This window comes from Marinobacter aromaticivorans (assembly GCF_002806975.1).
Classification (GTDB): Bacteria; Pseudomonadota; Gammaproteobacteria; order Pseudomonadales; family Oleiphilaceae; genus Marinobacter; species Marinobacter aromaticivorans.
Genome location: NZ_NIHD01000003.1, coordinates 195,541 through 212,161, shown reverse-complemented (window position 1 = coordinate 212,161; position 16,621 = coordinate 195,541). Strand labels below are relative to the sequence as shown.

Annotated in this window: 14 protein-coding genes and 2 tRNA genes; 7 read left to right on the top strand and 9 right to left on the bottom strand. The window is 56.3% G+C overall.

Going from position 1 to position 16,621, the window contains the following annotated elements:
- Nucleotides 1-99 precede the first annotated feature (99 nt).
- Nucleotides 100-1,308, top strand: a complete 1,209-nt coding sequence (locus CDH48_RS06130; RefSeq protein WP_100687851.1) for a PEGA domain-containing protein — start codon at nt 100-102, stop codon at nt 1,306-1,308.
- A gap of 50 nt (nt 1,309-1,358) precedes the next feature.
- Entirely contained in the window at nt 1,359-2,408 is a 1,050-nt protein-coding gene (locus tag CDH48_RS06125) for a response regulator (RefSeq protein ID WP_100687850.1), read from the top strand.
- On the opposite strand, the gene CDH48_RS06120 is transcribed toward CDH48_RS06125, so the two are convergent.
- Nucleotides 2,368-3,036, bottom strand: a complete 669-nt coding sequence (locus CDH48_RS06120) for a nucleotidyltransferase family protein (protein WP_100687849.1) — start codon at nt 3,034-3,036, stop codon at nt 2,368-2,370. The two genes, CDH48_RS06125 and CDH48_RS06120, sit on opposite strands and share 41 nt — an antisense overlap.
- 116 nt (nt 3,037-3,152) lie before the next feature.
- Between CDH48_RS06120 and CDH48_RS06115 the strand changes: the two genes are divergently transcribed.
- A complete protein-coding gene (locus tag CDH48_RS06115) occupies nt 3,153-4,001 on the top strand; it encodes a 6-carboxytetrahydropterin synthase (RefSeq protein ID WP_100687848.1) in 849 nt (282 codons plus the stop codon).
- A gap of 246 nt (nt 4,002-4,247) precedes the next feature.
- Here the strand turns inward: CDH48_RS06115 and CDH48_RS06110 are convergent.
- The 3 genes from CDH48_RS06110 to gltX form a co-directional block, all read right to left on the bottom strand.
- Nucleotides 4,248-4,323, bottom strand: a tRNA-Glu gene (locus CDH48_RS06110).
- 7 nt (nt 4,324-4,330) lie between these two features.
- Nucleotides 4,331-4,406 (bottom strand) — tRNA-Ala (locus CDH48_RS06105).
- A gap of 112 nt (nt 4,407-4,518) precedes the next feature.
- Complete coding sequence (gene gltX, locus CDH48_RS06100) at nt 4,519-6,003, bottom strand: glutamate--tRNA ligase (RefSeq protein WP_100687847.1); 1,485 nt, start codon at nt 6,001-6,003, stop codon at nt 4,519-4,521.
- A gap of 197 nt (nt 6,004-6,200) precedes the next feature.
- Here gltX and CDH48_RS06095 point away from each other — a divergent pair, with 197 nt between their 5' ends.
- A complete protein-coding gene (locus tag CDH48_RS06095; protein ID WP_100687846.1) occupies nt 6,201-7,166 on the top strand; it encodes a zinc ABC transporter substrate-binding protein in 966 nt (321 codons plus the stop codon).
- On the opposite strand, the gene CDH48_RS06090 is transcribed toward CDH48_RS06095, so the two are convergent.
- A complete protein-coding gene (locus tag CDH48_RS06090) occupies nt 7,143-8,057 on the bottom strand; it encodes an AEC family transporter (protein ID WP_100687845.1) in 915 nt (304 codons plus the stop codon). The two genes, CDH48_RS06095 and CDH48_RS06090, sit on opposite strands and share 24 nt — an antisense overlap.
- 204 nt (nt 8,058-8,261) lie before the next feature.
- Between CDH48_RS06090 and CDH48_RS06085 the strand changes: the two genes are divergently transcribed.
- Nucleotides 8,262-9,476, top strand: a complete 1,215-nt coding sequence (locus CDH48_RS06085) for a trans-sulfuration enzyme family protein (protein ID WP_100687844.1) — start codon at nt 8,262-8,264, stop codon at nt 9,474-9,476.
- Here the strand turns inward: CDH48_RS06085 and CDH48_RS06080 are convergent.
- Genes CDH48_RS06080 through CDH48_RS06065 form a run of 4 tightly spaced genes read right to left on the bottom strand, consistent with a single transcriptional unit; the run spans nt 9,471 to nt 13,993 of the window.
- Nucleotides 9,471-9,833, bottom strand: a complete 363-nt coding sequence (locus CDH48_RS06080) for a DUF488 domain-containing protein (RefSeq protein WP_100687843.1) — start codon at nt 9,831-9,833, stop codon at nt 9,471-9,473. The two genes, CDH48_RS06085 and CDH48_RS06080, sit on opposite strands and share 6 nt — an antisense overlap.
- Nucleotides 9,834-9,855: 22 nt before the next feature.
- Nucleotides 9,856-10,998 carry an L-lactate dehydrogenase gene (locus CDH48_RS06075; protein WP_100687842.1) on the bottom strand — a complete coding sequence of 381 codons (1,143 nt, stop codon included), beginning with the start codon at nt 10,996-10,998 and terminating at the stop codon, nt 9,856-9,858.
- Nucleotides 10,995-12,980 (bottom strand): putative bifunctional diguanylate cyclase/phosphodiesterase, encoded by a 1,986-nt coding sequence (locus CDH48_RS06070; protein ID WP_100687841.1) that lies wholly within the window; start codon nt 12,978-12,980, stop codon nt 10,995-10,997. The genes CDH48_RS06075 and CDH48_RS06070 overlap by 4 nt, the downstream gene beginning before the upstream one ends.
- 56 nt (nt 12,981-13,036) lie before the next feature.
- The gene (locus CDH48_RS06065; protein WP_198515475.1) at nt 13,037-13,993 is read right to left on the bottom strand and encodes an AraC family transcriptional regulator; all 957 of its coding nucleotides are present in this window, start codon (nt 13,991-13,993) and stop codon (nt 13,037-13,039) included.
- A 110-nt stretch (nt 13,994-14,103) separates the two neighbouring features.
- On the opposite strand from CDH48_RS06065, the gene CDH48_RS06060 reads away from it, so the two are divergent.
- Both CDH48_RS06060 and CDH48_RS06055 read left to right on the top strand, forming a co-directional pair.
- Nucleotides 14,104-15,231 carry an acyl-CoA dehydrogenase family protein gene (locus tag CDH48_RS06060; protein ID WP_100687839.1) on the top strand — a complete coding sequence of 376 codons (1,128 nt, stop codon included), beginning with the start codon at nt 14,104-14,106 and terminating at the stop codon, nt 15,229-15,231.
- A complete protein-coding gene (locus CDH48_RS06055; RefSeq protein WP_198515474.1) occupies nt 15,232-16,620 on the top strand; it encodes an acyl-CoA dehydrogenase family protein in 1,389 nt (462 codons plus the stop codon). It begins immediately after the preceding gene.
- Nucleotide 16,621: the final 1 nt, after the last annotated feature.

Genomic DNA, 16,621 nt, shown 5'->3' with positions numbered 1-16,621 from the left:
TCGCCAAGTTCAGTCACTTTCAGTTACATAACTCCGTCCTCGCTGGGTAAGATAAACCTGCTACCGAATCAGCAGACAGCAGGATGACGAGGTTCCGCCATGGTCGATTTCAGACCACTTTTGTTTTTGAATGCCCTGGCACTCATGCTTCTGGTTACAGCCGGCTTTGCGTCCGTACAGAAAGACCTGCAAATTGCAGACACTGTTCAGCAACCGTCGCAAAGCAGCACCCTGGCAGAGACTGCCGGCACACCTGCAGACCCGGAAAGCCCGGTTACGGTTGCGGACACACCCGCCCCAGAGCCTTCCTCTGCTAATGAACCGGCGCCTGTTGCTCCGGAAGCTGAAATGGCTGCCGTGCAGGCTCCGGCACCAACAACCGGCAGTCTTACCCTGCGCTCGAACGTGGTTGGCGATGAGGTCGAAATCAACGGTCAAGCCTATGGAACCACGCGACTGGATCTTGAGCTGGCCCCTGGCGAATACGACGTTGTTATCCGCAAACCCGGCTTCAGGTCCTGGCAGCAAGCCGTCGTCCTTGAGGCCGGAAGTGAGCTGACACTGGTAGGCAAACTGGAAGCCTATACCACCGTCAACTATACAAACGGGGTTTGGATCGGAGGTGTAAAAACCGGTGACGGCACCTGGGAAGACAGCGACGGCCTCAAATATGAAGGGCAATTTGTGAACGGCGCCTTTCATGGCACCGGCACAGCCTGGTACCCCGATGGCAGCCGCTATGAAGGCGACTGGATGAAAGGCGAGCGCAGTGGTGAAGGCGTATGGCGCGGTGCAGACGGGTCCCGCTATACCGGCCAGTTCCGGGCCAATGCATTTCATGGCCAGGGCACCCTCACCCTTGATAACGGCGACATCCTGACAGGCGAGTGGTCCATGGGGCAACTCAATGGCCATGGATCACTAACAACAGCGGACGGCATGCTCTACGTAGGCGACTTCCGTAGCAGTGTCTTCCACGGTCGCGGTACCCTGACCTACCCGGACGGCCGCCATTACGAAGGCGACTTTTCCAATGGCAGTTTCCATGGCACCGGCGCGGAAGTATTCGCCAACGGCAAGAAATACGAAGGTGAATACATGGAAGGCAAGTTCCACGGCAACGGCTTGCTGCGCAACCCCAATGGCAGCTCGATTGAGGCGACCTTCCGCCATGGCGAACCCTACGGACAGGTTCGCCTGACCACAGCGGCCGGTGAAATATTCACTGCCCGCACCACAGAGCCCGGCGTATGTTATCGGGACAAAAGCTACCGGGCCACACAATGCCCGAAACTGGAAGGCTGGTAGAACCCTGCCCGATAACCAACGCATTTGAAGTAACAGCTTGAGGTAGTGAGATGGCGATCAAGAATGCGCTTCTTGTAGACGATTCCAAGGTGGCCAGGTTTGCGCTTGGCAAACTGCTGGAAAACCACGACATGCACGTCACCATGGCTGGTTCTGCGGAAGAAGCCCTGGATTTTCTCAACCGTCATGAGCATCCGGATGTCATTTTCATGGATCATCTGATGCCCGGCATGAACGGCGTGGAAGCCACCAAGGCTATCAAGAGTAATCCAGACACCGCCGGCATTCCGATCGTCATGTGCACCTCCCAGAAGTCTTCGTCGTTCACCAGGGAAGCCAGGAACTTCGGGGTTTACAACATTCTGACCAAGCCAACCCAACCGGATAGCCTTGGGCTGGTGCTTGAGCAGCTGGCCAGTGACGTAAGTGGCGGAACTTTGCCGGCGGCTCCACAGTTTGAAGTGGACCCGGACCCGGCACAGCAGCCCGAAAGCGAGCAGACCCTGAACGGCGGCAGCTCACCCAGCGTTGTACCCCTGACAAGCGATCTGATTGAGCAGATCTCCCGCTCCGCCGTGAAAACCCAGGTCAATAACTGCCTGCATGAGCTTCTGGGTTCCCTGTTTGACGAGCAATTCGATCACCTGAAACGCGCACTGGAAGAATCCCGCAGCAAACAGGAAAGCGCGATAGAAGAACGCCTGAACGCCATGAACAAGTTGATAGAGGAACGCACAGAAAACCTGCGGGACGAAGTGGCAGCCGAGGTAAATCTGAACCTGGGCCGGGAGCTGGCAGAGCTGAAAAAGGAACTCTCCCGTAACTCCGGTTTTACCAGCAACCATATGGCGGAGCTGAAGGACCACATCACCAGCGTTCAAACAATTGACACCGAGTTCTGGCAAACACTTCAGTCAGAAGCCATCCAGCAAGCCCACGAGATTTCCCGCGAAACCGCCGAAGATATCGCCCAACGCACCATAGACCTGTTTGTAGCACAGCAACGCTCGGCCTCTTCCAGGCTCTATACTGTGGGGCTCGCCATCAGCCTTGGAGTGTTCAGCCTGGGGATTGCCTGGCTCGCAGGTCTGTTTGCCTGAGCTTTCTGCGTATTCTTTCCCAATCTTCCGGCGTGTCTATGTCGTCATGGACACCCGGAATAATCCACCGTGTGGCCCCTACTTCCGTCAGCAAACGCCCGGCACCCCGGTCCCCCTCCAGCGCCATCACCTCTGGCCACAGCCATCGCGGTAAATAGGCCGGTACACCCGGGCGTTTCCCGTAATCCGCCGCCACCGGTAATCCGGGATAACGCCGGGCCGTGTCGGCAAAAGCCATCAGTGCCTTTGTGTCCAGCAAGGGCTGATCAGCCACCAGAACGAACACACCTTTTACATAAGGCCCAAGGCTGCGAAGCCCTGTCTTTAAAGATGCCGCCATCCCCGTTTGCCAATCTTCCACCGACACCCAGCGGGACGGCTGAGCCCGGCACCGGAAACGCACAAGCGGGTACCAGGCGCCACACACAACGCCCACATCCCCGCTGAGCAACCTTCCCTGCCCAATGGCACAGTCCAGCAGCGAGCAGCCCTGGCCACTTTGGTCGCGAAGGGTTAAAAGAGCTTTCGGGCGCCCAAGACGACTGGAAGCACCGGCGGCCAGAACAAGTGCCGGAAATTCCTGATCGTTGCGGTTACGAGAGGAGGTTATGATTGCGCTCCTGACCAAGAGATAAAATTGCCTCTGATGACTGGCTTGCAGTGACGCCAGTCACCCGGCGGTTAATCACTCCGGATTTTTGCTAGAATCCGCACATCATTCAACCTTACCTGCCCGGACATTTGATGAACCACCTGTTTGTAGACAACCTCACCGTTATTGATTTCGCTTACCTGGACCCCACCCGCGGGCTGGTCGGGGAAAGCTGGATTGCCGACGTGGTACTGGGAGGCGAACTTGATGACCAGGGTATGGTATTCGATTTCAGCAATGTAAAGCGCACAATCAAGCGCATCATAGACGAGCGCGTGGATCACCGGCTGGTTATACCCCGGGGCTATGAAGGCCTTTCATGGCATCAGGATACACCGGATACCTTCATCTGGACTCTTGCGGACGGCACCCACATTGTCCATCGTTCTCCAGACGAAGCCGTTGTCTGGCTTTCGGCAGAACGTGTCATCCCCTCGGCAGTTGCGGCGCTGCTTGAGCGCGAACTGATGGCAGTACTGCCGGCAAACGTCACTTCGGTAACACTTAATCTGCGAGAAGAGGTCATCGAAGGCGCCTATTACCATTACGTTCATGGTCTGAAAAAGCACCTGGGTAACTGCCAGCGCATAGCCCACGGCCACCGCTCACCGATTCGCATTGACCGTAATGGAAAGCGCGATGAAGAGCTGGAACGCACCTGGGCCGCGCGCTGGGAAGATATCTACGTGGGCACCGAGGAAGACGTTGTACGCCGCCATGTTGAGAATGATGTGGCTTACATCACCTTTGAGTACGAAGCGAACCAGGGCGAGTTTACTTTGACACTGCCCGAGGCGCGGGTTTACATGATGAACACAGATACAACCGTTGAATTCATTGCCGCTCACATCGCCGACCAGCTTAAAGCCGAATTTCCCAGCGATACGATTCTGGTAAAAGCCTACGAAGGTGTCGGCAAGGGGGCCATGGCCTCCCGTTAAAGCAGGAAACCAGGAAAGCAGGCCACTTCAGGCCAAGTGAGCAGGGTGCCGCCTCCCAAAACTGTGTGTTGCCAGGGATGGCAACACCAAGCCCCCATGGACGGGTTCACGGCGTGTTTTGGGAGGCGGCACCCTGCTCACACTCTCTGGCACATAGCTGGACTTCACTTTTCTTCAGGCACAAAAAAACCGCCCGAAGGCGGTTTTTTTGATGGCTGGCCGGTGGACTAAACCGTCAAGCCGTATTGGCGTCCCCTAGGGGGTTCGAACCCCTGTTGCCGCCGTGAAAGGGCGGAGTCCTAGGCCACTAGACGAAGGGGACTGGAAATTGGTGGAGCCAGGCGGGATCGAACCGCCGACCTCAACACTGCCAGTGTTGCGCTCTCCCAGCTGAGCTATGGCCCCTCAACGGATGCGTATATTAAGGATCCGCCCGAGGGGCGTCAACCTTTCGCCCCACTTTTTTCCGGTTTTCTGAACTCCCCTGCCCGGGCCGCTCATTTCTTCGCCAAACTGATCAAAAAGCACTCAGAGATGCATACTCTTTTTCCACTTTTTTGGTTTCTTTCTTCGAGAAACCACCAAGCACTTCAAGAGCATGGCGCAAACGGGCCCGGGTCATGTCCGGCCCCAGCAGGTCCATGGAATCCATAACCGACCAGGAATTAGGCGTACCGGCAATCGCTACAAAAACGGAGAACATGAAATCACCCATTTTCAGACCCATGGCTTTGGCCAGGAACTTGATATCTGCGAATATGGTTTCCTTACTCCAGTGGCGCTGGGCTTCCAGTTTCCACAAGGTGAACTGGAGCACCCGTTTGATCTGGCTTTCTTCCAGTTTGTTGTGGACAAAGTCCTCAGGTTTCAAATCCAGCAGGCCAGAGAACATGAACTGGGCCATGGGCGCCACATCGGAGAACACCTCTGCCCTGCCCTTGATATGCGGCACCAGTGCCCTGAGTGCGTCTTCATTGAACCACCACTGGCGCATGCGCTCCATAAACTGGTCTTCCGTGAGCTCCTCACGTAACCACTGACCATTAAGCCAGCGCAGCTTTTCCACATCGAAAACCGGGCCACCCAGGGAGACGCGCTGGATATCGAAATTGGCGATCATTTCATCCAGGGTGAACTTTTCACGCTCATCCGGCATGGACCAGCCCATGCGGCCAAGGTAGTTGGTGACCGCTTCCGGCAGGAAGCCCATGCGCTCGTAGAAGTTGATGCTGGTGGGATTTTTACGCTTGGAAAGCTTGCTCTTATCCGGATTCCGAAGCAGTGGCAGGTGGCAGAGTACCGGCATGTCCCAGCCAAAATATTCGTACAGTAATTTATGCTTGGGCGCCGAGTTAATCCATTCTTCGCCGCGCAGCACGTGTGTGATGGCCATCTGATGGTCGTCAACCACATTGGCCAGGTGGTAAGTCGGCATACCATCGGATTTCAGCAGGATCTGGCAGTCCACCTGCGCCCAGTCGATTTCAATGGTGCCACGGAGCATGTCTTCGATTTCGCAGATGCCTTCATCGGGCACCTTCATACGAATGACATAAGATTCACCGGCATCCAGGCGACGTTTGACTTCTTCATCAGGCAACTCAAGATTGCCTTTGATACCCGGATTCAGGCCTTGTGCCTTGCGCTCCTCCCGAATTGCATCCAGCTCCTCCGGCGTGCGGAAGCAATAAAACGCATGGCCCGCGGTAACCAGATCTTCCGCGTACTGGGCATAGGTATGCTTGCGTTCAGATTGACGATACGGCCCGTGGGGGCCGCCTACATCCGGGCCTTCATCCCAGTTAAGGCCAAGCCAGCGCAAGGCCTTGAGAATATCCTGTTCAGACTCGGCAGTGCTGCGCGCCTGGTCGGTGTCTTCAATACGCAGGATGAACTGGCCGCCGTGCTGACGGGCAAAACACAGGTTGAACAGAGCCACGTAGGCGGTACCAACGTGTGGATCACCGGTGGGTGATGGAGCAATTCGGGTACGTACGGTCATGAAACCTTCCTGTAAGTCGGGAGCCTTTTGATCAGGCCGGCATTATACCGACCCGGGCATTATTTCGCATGAATGCCAGTTGCTTCATTACAGCGACCTCCCCGGTTCACACCAAAAAATCCCGTCAGATTTTGCGCTAACGTTCTCTTGGGTGTTATATTATAACATTGCAAACAAAGAACAGGACTCACACCACCATGCGTGTCATTAAAGCCGCCCTTCCCCTTCTTGTCCTTGGTGCCAGCACTCTCCTGTTTGGCAGCAATGCCCTGGCGGATGCTCGTATTGTCACCTCCATCAAGCCTCTGGAACTTCTGGTGCGCGCCATCGCAACAGAGGACATGGAAATCAGCACGCTTGTACCACCAGGCTCCAGCCCCCATAACTATTCCATAGCGCCCTCGAATCGCCGGGCACTGGAAAGTGCCGATATTGTATTCTGGGTAGGTCCGGGCATGGAAACCTTCCTCACACGCCTTTTGACCGGCAGTGAATTCGGTGAGCGCTCGATCGCCCTCATGGCGACGGATGCCAGGCTGGAAAATGCCGGCAAGGTCGCTGACAACCACGATGGGCACGATGAGGGCTATGACAGCAGCCATGATGACGAACACCACGGGCACGATCATGGCGACGGCGAAGATCCGCATATCTGGGTAGACCCTTACATGGCTGTGGCCATGGCGCAAGATATCCGTGATGCACTGGTTACGCTGGAAGGTACAGACTCACGGGCACTGGATCACAACCTGGCAGAATTCCGGGCTGCCGTTTTGGAAAAAGAAACGCAGATCCGGAAACAGCTGGAGCCCGTCACGCACATCAGCCTGTTTGCCTATCACACGGCCTTTATCCGGTTCGCAGAACACTACAATCTGCGCCTTGCAGGCGTTCTGACCCTCAACCCGGAACTCTCGCCAGGAGCACGGCATATTGCTGAAGTCCAGAACAAACTGCGTGCTGCCGATACCCCCTGCCTGCTCACCGAGCCGCAATTCAACCGGCAGTGGTGGCGCTCGATCACTGAGGGCCTTGATGTAACGTTCAGCACCTGGGATCCCCTGGCTACGGATATTGATGCCACTGCGAACGGTTATGCAGCCTTCCAGCAGAGCATCGCCGATGCCGTACTCGCATGCCTACCAGAGAATGCTGAGCATTAACGGGATAGACACCATGGCCAGCAGCGTCTGGCCACTGATGATGCCTGCCATCAACGGCGCATCACCACCCAGTTGGCGGGCAAGAATGTAAGCGGATGTAGCGGTCGGCAGAGTGGCCAGAAGCACGGCGACCTGCACCAGTGTGCCGTCCAGGCCCAGTAAGAAAGCAAGGCCTGCAGCCATCAGCGGAAACACTAAAAGCTTGAGAACAGAAGACACCACAAAAGGCACGGAGCCACCTCGCAGAGCTTTTAATTGCAGCCCTGCACCAACCGTCATCAGCCCCATAGGCAAGGCCAGATTGCTCAATGGCTCCAGCGTGCCTGCCAGGAGCGGATGAAAACCGATCTCGAAGAAGCTCCAGGTAACTCCGAGAACCGACCCGATAATCAGCGGGTTGGATGCAATAGCACGCAGCACCGGCCCTACCCGCGCCGGGCCCTCAGATGCAACTACCGAAAACATGAGTATGCACAGCAGGTTCAGTAACGGCACCATAACGGCAACCGCAATTGCTGTGACAGAAAGGCCATCATCCCCCAGCAACATACCGCCGGCAGCCAGCCCCACATAGGAGTTAAACCGGATAGCGCCCTGATAGACCGAGGAAAAAACGGCTCCGCTCCAGCGCCAGACCAACTGCACTATGACCAGCGCGAGCGTCATGGCAACAAGCATGGAACCGATCAGCAAAGCAGTTTCACCATAAACAGAAGCAGGGAGCCGTGCCTGGCCAAGCTTGAACACCAGCATGGCGGGGAAAAGCACGTAGTAGGTGAAGCGTTCGGCCTGGGGCCAGAACTCGACGGAGGGAAACGCCCAGCGTCTGAACAGGTGGCCCAATACAATCAGCGCGAAAACAGGCACCAACGCCTGAACCATAACCGGCATTCTGAAGACTCCAGTATCAGCAACTCACCATGACAGCTAACCATCCCGAACCGGGAAGCCGTGGAGCATAGCAGATCCTCTGCGCTGCCAGTATCCTGAGGCCATATGCTGTCGGTCATCTCTGCCGGTAGTCAGTGGCAGCCAGGGCTGCCAGAATAATCCCCGACTCTACTTAAATACCACATCCAGCCCCAGGGGGAGCCTATGCCGCCGGATTCCAAAGCAAAATCTGCCATCACGCCAGAGCCCCGGCCCGAGCAGGGCACAGCCACCCGGATCATTCACAACCGGCGCCACAGAGACAGCTTTGGCAGCCCTTATTCACCGGTGTACAACACAACCACCTATCGATTTCCGGACACAGCTTCCCTTGAAGATGTCATAGAAGGCAGAGCGCCGGGCAATCTCTACACCCGCTGGGGCAGCAACCCGAGCATTTGTGAGCTTGAGCAGGGGCTGGCCTGCCTCGAGCACTGTGAGCAGGCGCTGGCCTTCGCCTCCGGCATGGCGGCAATTTCTGCCTGTTTATTTGCCCACGGGCGCAACGGGATTGTTTGCGTTGGCGATCTCTACGGCGGAACACAGGAACTGCTCGCCAGGCACCTGCAGCCGTTGGGCATTCCTGTCACCTTCCTGCTGCACAATGAATCCGGCCTGCTGGCAGATGCCCTGACCAGGCCGGGAATGCTGGTGTATTGCGAATCCCCCGCCAATCCGACGCTGGGCATACTGGACATACGCGAACTCGCGCAGAGCGCTCACGCAGGTGGCGCCCTTCTTGCTGTTGATAACACTTTTGCCTCGCCAATAAACCAGCGCCCGATTACACTCGGTGCGGACCTGAGCATTCACAGCGCGAGCAAGTTTCTCGGGGGCCACAGCGATATCACAGCGGGAGCTGTGATGGCCTCGGAAGAACGAATCCGGCCGGTTGCAGAGTGGCGGAAAAACCTCGGCCAGATCCTGGCTCCGGAAACCGCAGCCCTGCTCTCGCGCAGCCTTCGAACCTTGCCCGTGCGGATAAAGCAGCATAACGAGAATGCCATGGCTGTTGCCCGTGCAATGGCGGATCACCCGGCAATCAAACGAGTGCTTTATCCCGGCTTACCGGGCTTCCCCGGCCATGGATTGGCGGCAAAACAAATGGATGGATTTGGTGGTGTGCTGACCATTGAAATTGAAGGGGGCCGGGAACAGGCTGCCAAGGTAGCCGACAACCTGGAAATTTTCCTGTTGGCCACCAGTCTGGGTGGCGTGGAGAGCCTGGTTTCCCAGCCGTGCGCCACCAGCCACCACGGTATAAGCCGTGAGGAACGGGAGCGCCACGGCATTAGCGACGGCATGTTGCGGCTGTCCGTGGGCCTGGAAGACGCCCGGGATCTTGTTGCCGATCTTCAGCAAGCGCTTGGCCGGCTATAAATCGCCATTTTTCAGGAAATCGCGAAGGGCTGCGGCGTTATTATGCTCGGTATCCTTCGCGGCAAATACCAGCGTTATACGCTTGTGCTCTTTCACTATCGACTGCAGCTTTTCCAGATCCTCGGCCGCGTCTGACTTTTTCAGCTCTTTCAGGTAGCGTTGCCGGAATTCGTCCCATTTTTCCGGATCATGGCCAAACCATTTTCGCAATTCGGTTGACGGGGCCAGGCCTTTAAGCCAGGTTTCCAGATCAGCATCTTCCTTGGCAACGCCACGTGGCCAGATTCTGTCCACAAGAATTCTTGGCCCGTCGGAACGTGCCGCGTCTTCATAAGCTCTTTTGATTCGGATTTCCATTGTCGGCCCTCCGTTTTGCAATTCAGACAAGATCATCCGGAGCCAATTGTTGTACCGAATTCTTGCCCAACAGTGCAAGGGTCAACTCCACCTCATACCGGAAGTTATCCAGCAGTCGGGAAACCGCAGCCTCCCCGCCGGCCGCAAGCGCATAGGCCCATGCACGCCCCACCAGACAGCTGTTTGCGCCCAGACAAAGCGCCCGCACAACATCCTGACCAGACTGTACACCGCCATCAAACAGGATCTCGGTTTTTCCTGACACAGCTTTTACAATAGCCGGCAGTGCCGAGATTGTTGAAGGCGCGCCATCCAGCTGTCGCCCGCCATGGTTGGACACTACAATGCCATCCGCTCCTACATCCACCGCGCAAAGGGCGTCGTCCGGGTCCATAATTCCCTTGATAACCAGTTTGCCCTGCCAGTGCTGCCGCACCCAGTCCAGGTCCTTCCAGGTGACAGACGCATCAAACTGCCGATCAACCCAGGCTTTAAAATCCTCAGGGTTGCGGCCCGAGGGCACGGCATCGGAGAGGTTGCCAAAGGTCAGGGGCTTGCCCTTGACAACAACATCCCATAACCAGAGGGGATGGGAGAGCAAATCGGAGAGCTTCTGAATTTTCCCCCAGGGAGAAAGCCCACCGTTCATGCCGTTGCGCACATCCCGGTATCGCACGCCAACCCTGGGGAGGTCCACGGTGAACACCAGGGTGGAGTAACCGGCCTTGTGGGCACGGTCAAGCAGAGCCTCCGAGTAACCCCTGTCTTTCAGAACATAAAGCTGAAACCACTTGTTTGAACTGTTTGCTGCAGCAACTTCCTCAAGGGAACAGATCGAGACGGTGCTGAGGCAAAAGGGTACGCCCCTGGCCTGTGCTGCCCGGGCCGCTTGCACCTCCCCTCTCCGCGCAAGCATACCGGCAAGGCCAACGGGCGCGAGAGCCAGCGGCAGTGCGGCCTCCTGGCCCAGTATCCGTGTGGCTGCAGACGCAGTGGAAACATCCCGCATGACCCGCTGACGAAAGTGCAGGCCCTGGAAATCCCCGGTGTTCTCTCTCAGGGTTTGTTCGGAAAAGGCGCCACCATCAAAGTAATCGAACATCATGCGTGGCAAACGGGCTTTGGCGATTTTACGGTTGTCTGTTGTATTTGCAGGCGTAATCATTGTGTTACTTGTTCTCCGGCAGACCATTCGGGGTAGGGTCGCCACTGGCTTTTCCAGGTGGCTATTTTCTCCGGTTTCATTGGCTTGGCAATGGCGTAGCCCTGGGCATCATAACAGCCAAGACGAATCAGGAGTTCTCCGTGCTCCATGGTTTCGACCCCCTCCGCCACCAGCTTTCGGTCAAAGGCCTGAGACAATCCGATTATACCCCTGAGAATGCTGATATCGTCCGAATTTGAAAGTGCTCCTCTTACGAACCCCTGGTCTATTTTCAGCGTTTTTACCGGCAGCTGCTTGAGATAGGAAAGCGAGGAATACCCGGTGCCAAAATCATCCAGTGAAAAAGTAACGCCGAGGCGTTCGCAATCCCGGATGGTGCTGTGTGCCTTGTCGAGCTCACCGAGAGCGGCTGTTTCAAGTATTTCAAGATCAAGCCGTTGCGGATCTATGTGGGGGTAGCTGGCCAACGCCTCCGCCAGCCGTGCAACGAAATCCGGGTGTTGAAGGTGTGTGGCGGCAATATTAACAGCCACATTCAAAGCCAGGCCTTCGCTGTCCCAACGGGTCATCTGCCGGAGCGCCTGGTCTATCACCCACTCACCGATATCCACCACCAGAGGATGGTGTTCCAGCGCCGGCAAAAAGTGTATCGGGCTCAGCAAGCCCTTTTCCGGGTGCTCCCACCGTATAAGCGCTTCAACACCAATCACTTGTCCGGAACAGAGGCAAACCTTGGGCTGGTATACGAGCCGGAACTGGTTATCCGCAAGCGCTGCCCGAATATCGGCAAGAAGCTGCTGGCGCTCCACGGACAGGCGTTGTTCACTGGCATCCAGATACAACCAGTCTCCTTTTTGTTCCTGTTTGGCACGAAACAAGGTTTGATCGGCCTGGCGCAAGAGCGTATCGGCATCGTCTGCACCGCTATGGGGAAACCGCACAACGCCGGCACTGAAGGCGATGGAGATACTGCCACCGTCCAGAATAAACGGCTGTTCGGCCGTCAGTCTCAGAGCTTTCAGCTGCAGATCCACCTTTGCACAATCCGGTAACAGGACGACAAATTCATCACCGCTGATACGAGCCAGTTGCCCGCCCTGTGTAAGAGCATCGCTCCAGCGCTTTGCCAGCAAGCCAAGTAACCGGTCTGCCGACTCTTCACCAAAGCGGGCATTCACCGCGCGAAAATTATCCAGATCGATGGATATCAACGCTGCCGACTCTGTTGGCAGGTTCTTGTGCCGGATGACGCGACGTATCTCCCTGAGAATGCCATTGCGGTTCATCAACCCTGTCACCGGATCTGAATAAGCCAGAAACCGGAGCTGTTTCTCATGATCCGTTGCCTGTTGCTCCAGTGCGGAATTCAGCTTTTCCTGTTGCAACCGGGTAAGCTCTTCCTCCGCTCTGAGCCTCGCCATCTTTTCGCGCATCAGCTGTATCGTGCTGGCAGATAGCTTGCCGTAAATCTCCAGAAGCGCAGAAACCATGACAGAAACTGCGCCGCTTAACTGGCCATCAACCTCCTTTCTGGCTTCCTCCGGGGAGAGGCCACGCTCTACGGCACCGATGGTAAGCGCCATTCGCCGATCCGATTCCAGAATGTGAAACGCCAGCCAGCGGGTGAGATAATTGAAAAGGTCCGCCATGATTTTTTCTGCCGGTTCGCCACTGGAGCGGTAAATCTGGATCTGTACAAAGAAGAGTTGGTGGCCATCATGATGGTTTCGCACCATTTGATGCTCACCAAGTGCCGCTTTCCAGATTTTTTCTTCCGCTTTGAAGTGATAGGCGGCGTAAGACAGCAGTTCGTCAAGAATATGACCGCAGTCCAGTTCCGAGGTGCTGGATGCAAAGTGCCAGGCAAGCCGGTTCAGAATTTCAACAAGCACCTTGTGTTGCTCGTCAATCTCATCGATACCTGTTTCGAAATTCCGGTTCCATGGAAAAATTTCAAACGTGGTGTCGTCTGTTTCGGACATATTTGAGAGCCTGGCAATGAAAAGAAAAGAATCTGGACAGCATAACGTATGCAAGTTTACGCAACATCTGTTTTACCGGATTTACCGGCCCAGTAGCTGGGGGCCTTTCCTGTCCAGCGTTTGAACGCCTGGGAAAACGTAGACGCATCACTGAACCCGAGGCGCTCGGCAATTTCCGAAATAGCCATGGTTCCCTGATTCAGCAGGCGCTCGGCGTTGTCTTTTCGAACGCGCTCCAGCAATTGCCGGAAACAGACCCCTTCAGCCTGCAAATGACGCTTCAGGGTTCGTTCGCTCATATCGAGGTGGTGCGCAGCTGCCATTAAAGTGGGCCTCCGTGTACCGGAATTCTGCAGATAATGCGTGACGATCGCCTGAACGCCGGCACTGCTTCGCCTCTGTTCCATGAGCGCACGGCACTGCTGTTCACATAATTCTGCGGTGACCGGATTCGCCTGCGGCAGTTTTCGGGACAACTGGTCTCTGGAAAACGCAAACGTGTTACGGGAAGTCTCCACAACCTTGAAAGACTGGCCCAGCAACTCGTGCATGAGAACAGTTGCGGCTGCCATGTCCCTTGCGACCACAAACTGCTTCAGACGCCATTCAAACTGCGGCTCACCAAAATCAAGAACCCCCATATCCTTTTCTTCATGATATGAAATTACCGTATAGGCGTAGGTGAGTGGCAAAAAACGCAGAGCCAACTTCAAGGCGTCTCCTGCTGTGGCGCTGCACATCAGCCCATAGCCCCAAAGCCCGTAGGCGGAGCATTGGTATCTCGCGCCAATGGCACGCGCGACAGTTTCCACCTCATCAAATCTGTCCAGAAGATTCCGGATTACCTGCAGTTCCTGGCTTGCCGTAATTTCGGTGTTCGGGTTCATCAGCAACGCCCGGGATATCTGGCTGCCTTTGAGCAGTTCTGCCAACGATAATCCCTGCTCAACGCCATAGTCGACCATCAAACGAACACTGGTGATGCTGCGCCTGAAATCCAGAAACCCGGACATACAAGCCTCCATGGCCCAAAAACTAAAATTATTGACCCTGTTCAGCATTCACGCAAGGCGGTTTAAGAAATAATCTGGACGTAACAAAAGCAAAACACCAGGTACATTTTATGGCCCCCGCTCTTCTTGCGACCGATGACCTCCAACCACTACTGGATGAAGTCACCCGGTTCAGCACGACCGAAATGGCCCCGATAACCCAGCGCCCGGACCTGCCGGCTTCGGCTGAAGCGATTTCAAAGCTCAGCCAGGCTGCATACGACTTCGGCATTCTGCCCGGTGATGACCAGAACCCCGGCTTCGCTTTATGGGCACAACCTGAAGATGCAAACGCTCTCGCTTTCAGCATCGGTGCACTTAAACAGCTGGCCTCGGTTAACGCCGGCATAGCCCTGGCATGGCACCGCAATGCATTAGCCTGTTTTCTTGCACGTTCCATCGGATTCCGCCTTAACGAAACACAGCAGGCACCGCTGGCACTGACCGCAATCCCAACGGGCCATCACGGGCTTGCCAGAGGATCACTGGCCCGCTGGCTGCGCCGGAGGGTTACGGATGAAGATCAATCCATGCTCGCAGACTGGCTGGATCGAAACACTTGCAACACACCCCTTACGGCGCCTCCACAGTGGCAGAATCTGATCTGGCCTGTGTGGCACGAGGGCGTTATGAGCTGGCAACTTGTACATCGCAGCGAGATTGCGATTACGCCCTGCCGCCCGCAGCACGGGCTTGATGAACTGGGCACCTGGCAAGTCAGTGCAGGCCCGGCGAACGGCGAAATTGTCGGCGCGACGCAGCAACAGGTCTCTTCCATGCTTGTTCTGGACGCTCTGGGATTACTTGCCATAGCAGCCGGTACCAACCAGCACGGTGCAGCTATGGCCGGAGAATTCGCCAGTCTGCGCCGTCAAGGAGGCAGGGTTATCAGCCAGCATGCGGCTGTCCAGACCATGCTGGCAAAGATTCAGCAGGCCAGGTGGGAAGCCGAGATGGTTCTGAGCGGACTGACCAGGCCGCTATCCAGGCTGAGCCTGAAAGAACTGATGATGGCTCGCCAGCAACTTCATCCCAGGCTTTGCATGGCTGCCAACCTCGCCATGCAAGTGCATGGTGGCATTGGATACATGCAGGATTGCGGGCCCGAGAAACTGCTGCGCGACCAGAACATGTTGCGCTTTCAGAGTGGAGGTACCCGGGAGATACCACTGTTCATTCACGCCTGGGGAGAAATATAAATGATTAACCGGGCAATGCATCTGGAAGGCCATCTTCCGGCAGATCACAGACTGGCACCCCACTGGCAGTTCGCTGCGCTTCCCCGGATTGCCCAACAGATCACCAGCTACCAGCGTGATGATCTGTGGGCGTCCGATACCCGCAGACTACCTGCGCCCCTGGCGCAACTGCGGCGACGGGCCCGTACATTCGCTGAAACGTATCTTGCGCCCCTTTCTGCGGAGGCAGATCTTGCCATGCACACAGTTCCCGGGCAGCACCCACCGGCAATCACCGACATGCTGAAAGTTGCCGCCCGCGAGGGATGGCTGAGTTATTTCCTGCCCAGGCCCTTGGGCAGCATGAGCTGGAAAAGAAGTCTTTACCCGCCTGTGTGGCAATCCAGCCTGGTGGTTGAGGAGTTCAGCAGGGTCTGCGGGGGCCTGATGCTTCTGCTCTCGGCCCATCACCTGGGCTGTATACCACTGCTTCTCTCTGGCGATATTAAGGTCATCCGGCGTTTTCTGGCACCGGTATACCGTTCCTGCCACAAAGGGGACCCGCATCTGGTGGCTTTCGCCATTACCGAACCAGGCGCGGGTTCGGATGCCGAAGACGGGCACGGTGCCCGGGATTACAAACCGGGTGTTGTAGCCAGCCGCTGCCAGGGGGGCTGGAAGCTCAACGGGCGCAAGTGCTTTATAAGTGGTGGAGACATGGCCCGGACCCTGACTGTCTTTGCGGCGCTTGAGGGTGAGGGCATGGAATCCTGGACATGCTTTTATGTGGATGCGGCCAGCCCGGGGTTCAGGGTTGCACGAAATGAAATGAAAATGGGCATGCGCGCATCCGGCGCTGCAGATCTGGAGTTTACAGAGGTATTTGTGCCGGACAGCCATGTTATCGGCGGCTTGCGAAAAGGCTGGGTGCTGAACCGCGCGAGCCTGAATACGTCCCGGATTCCGGTCGCCTCAATGGCGGTGGGATTTGCCCGGGCCGCAACCGAACAGGCCACGACCTTCGCCTGCCGCTACCAGCTCGGCGGTAAAGCGCTGATCCACTATCAGGATGTACAGCAACACATTGCAACCATGGTGGCGGAAACCCGGGCCATACGCAGCATGGTTTGGCAGGAAGCCCGGAATGCCTGGAAACCACGACAGCTCAACGCTTCGGCCTGTAAATTCCATGCGACAAACCGGGCTCAGATTGTTGTGGAAATGGCCCTGGACCTGCTTGCCGACCAGGGCGGACTGCAGGAACAGAAGATTGAAAAAATATTCCGGGACGTTCGCCTGACCCGGATTTTCGAGGGAACCAACCAGATCAACCAGCTTTCTGTCATTGAAGACTGGCAAGACCAGCTGCTTCCTCTGTGCTCACCATCATCAGCACCCATCGGAGTTTAAC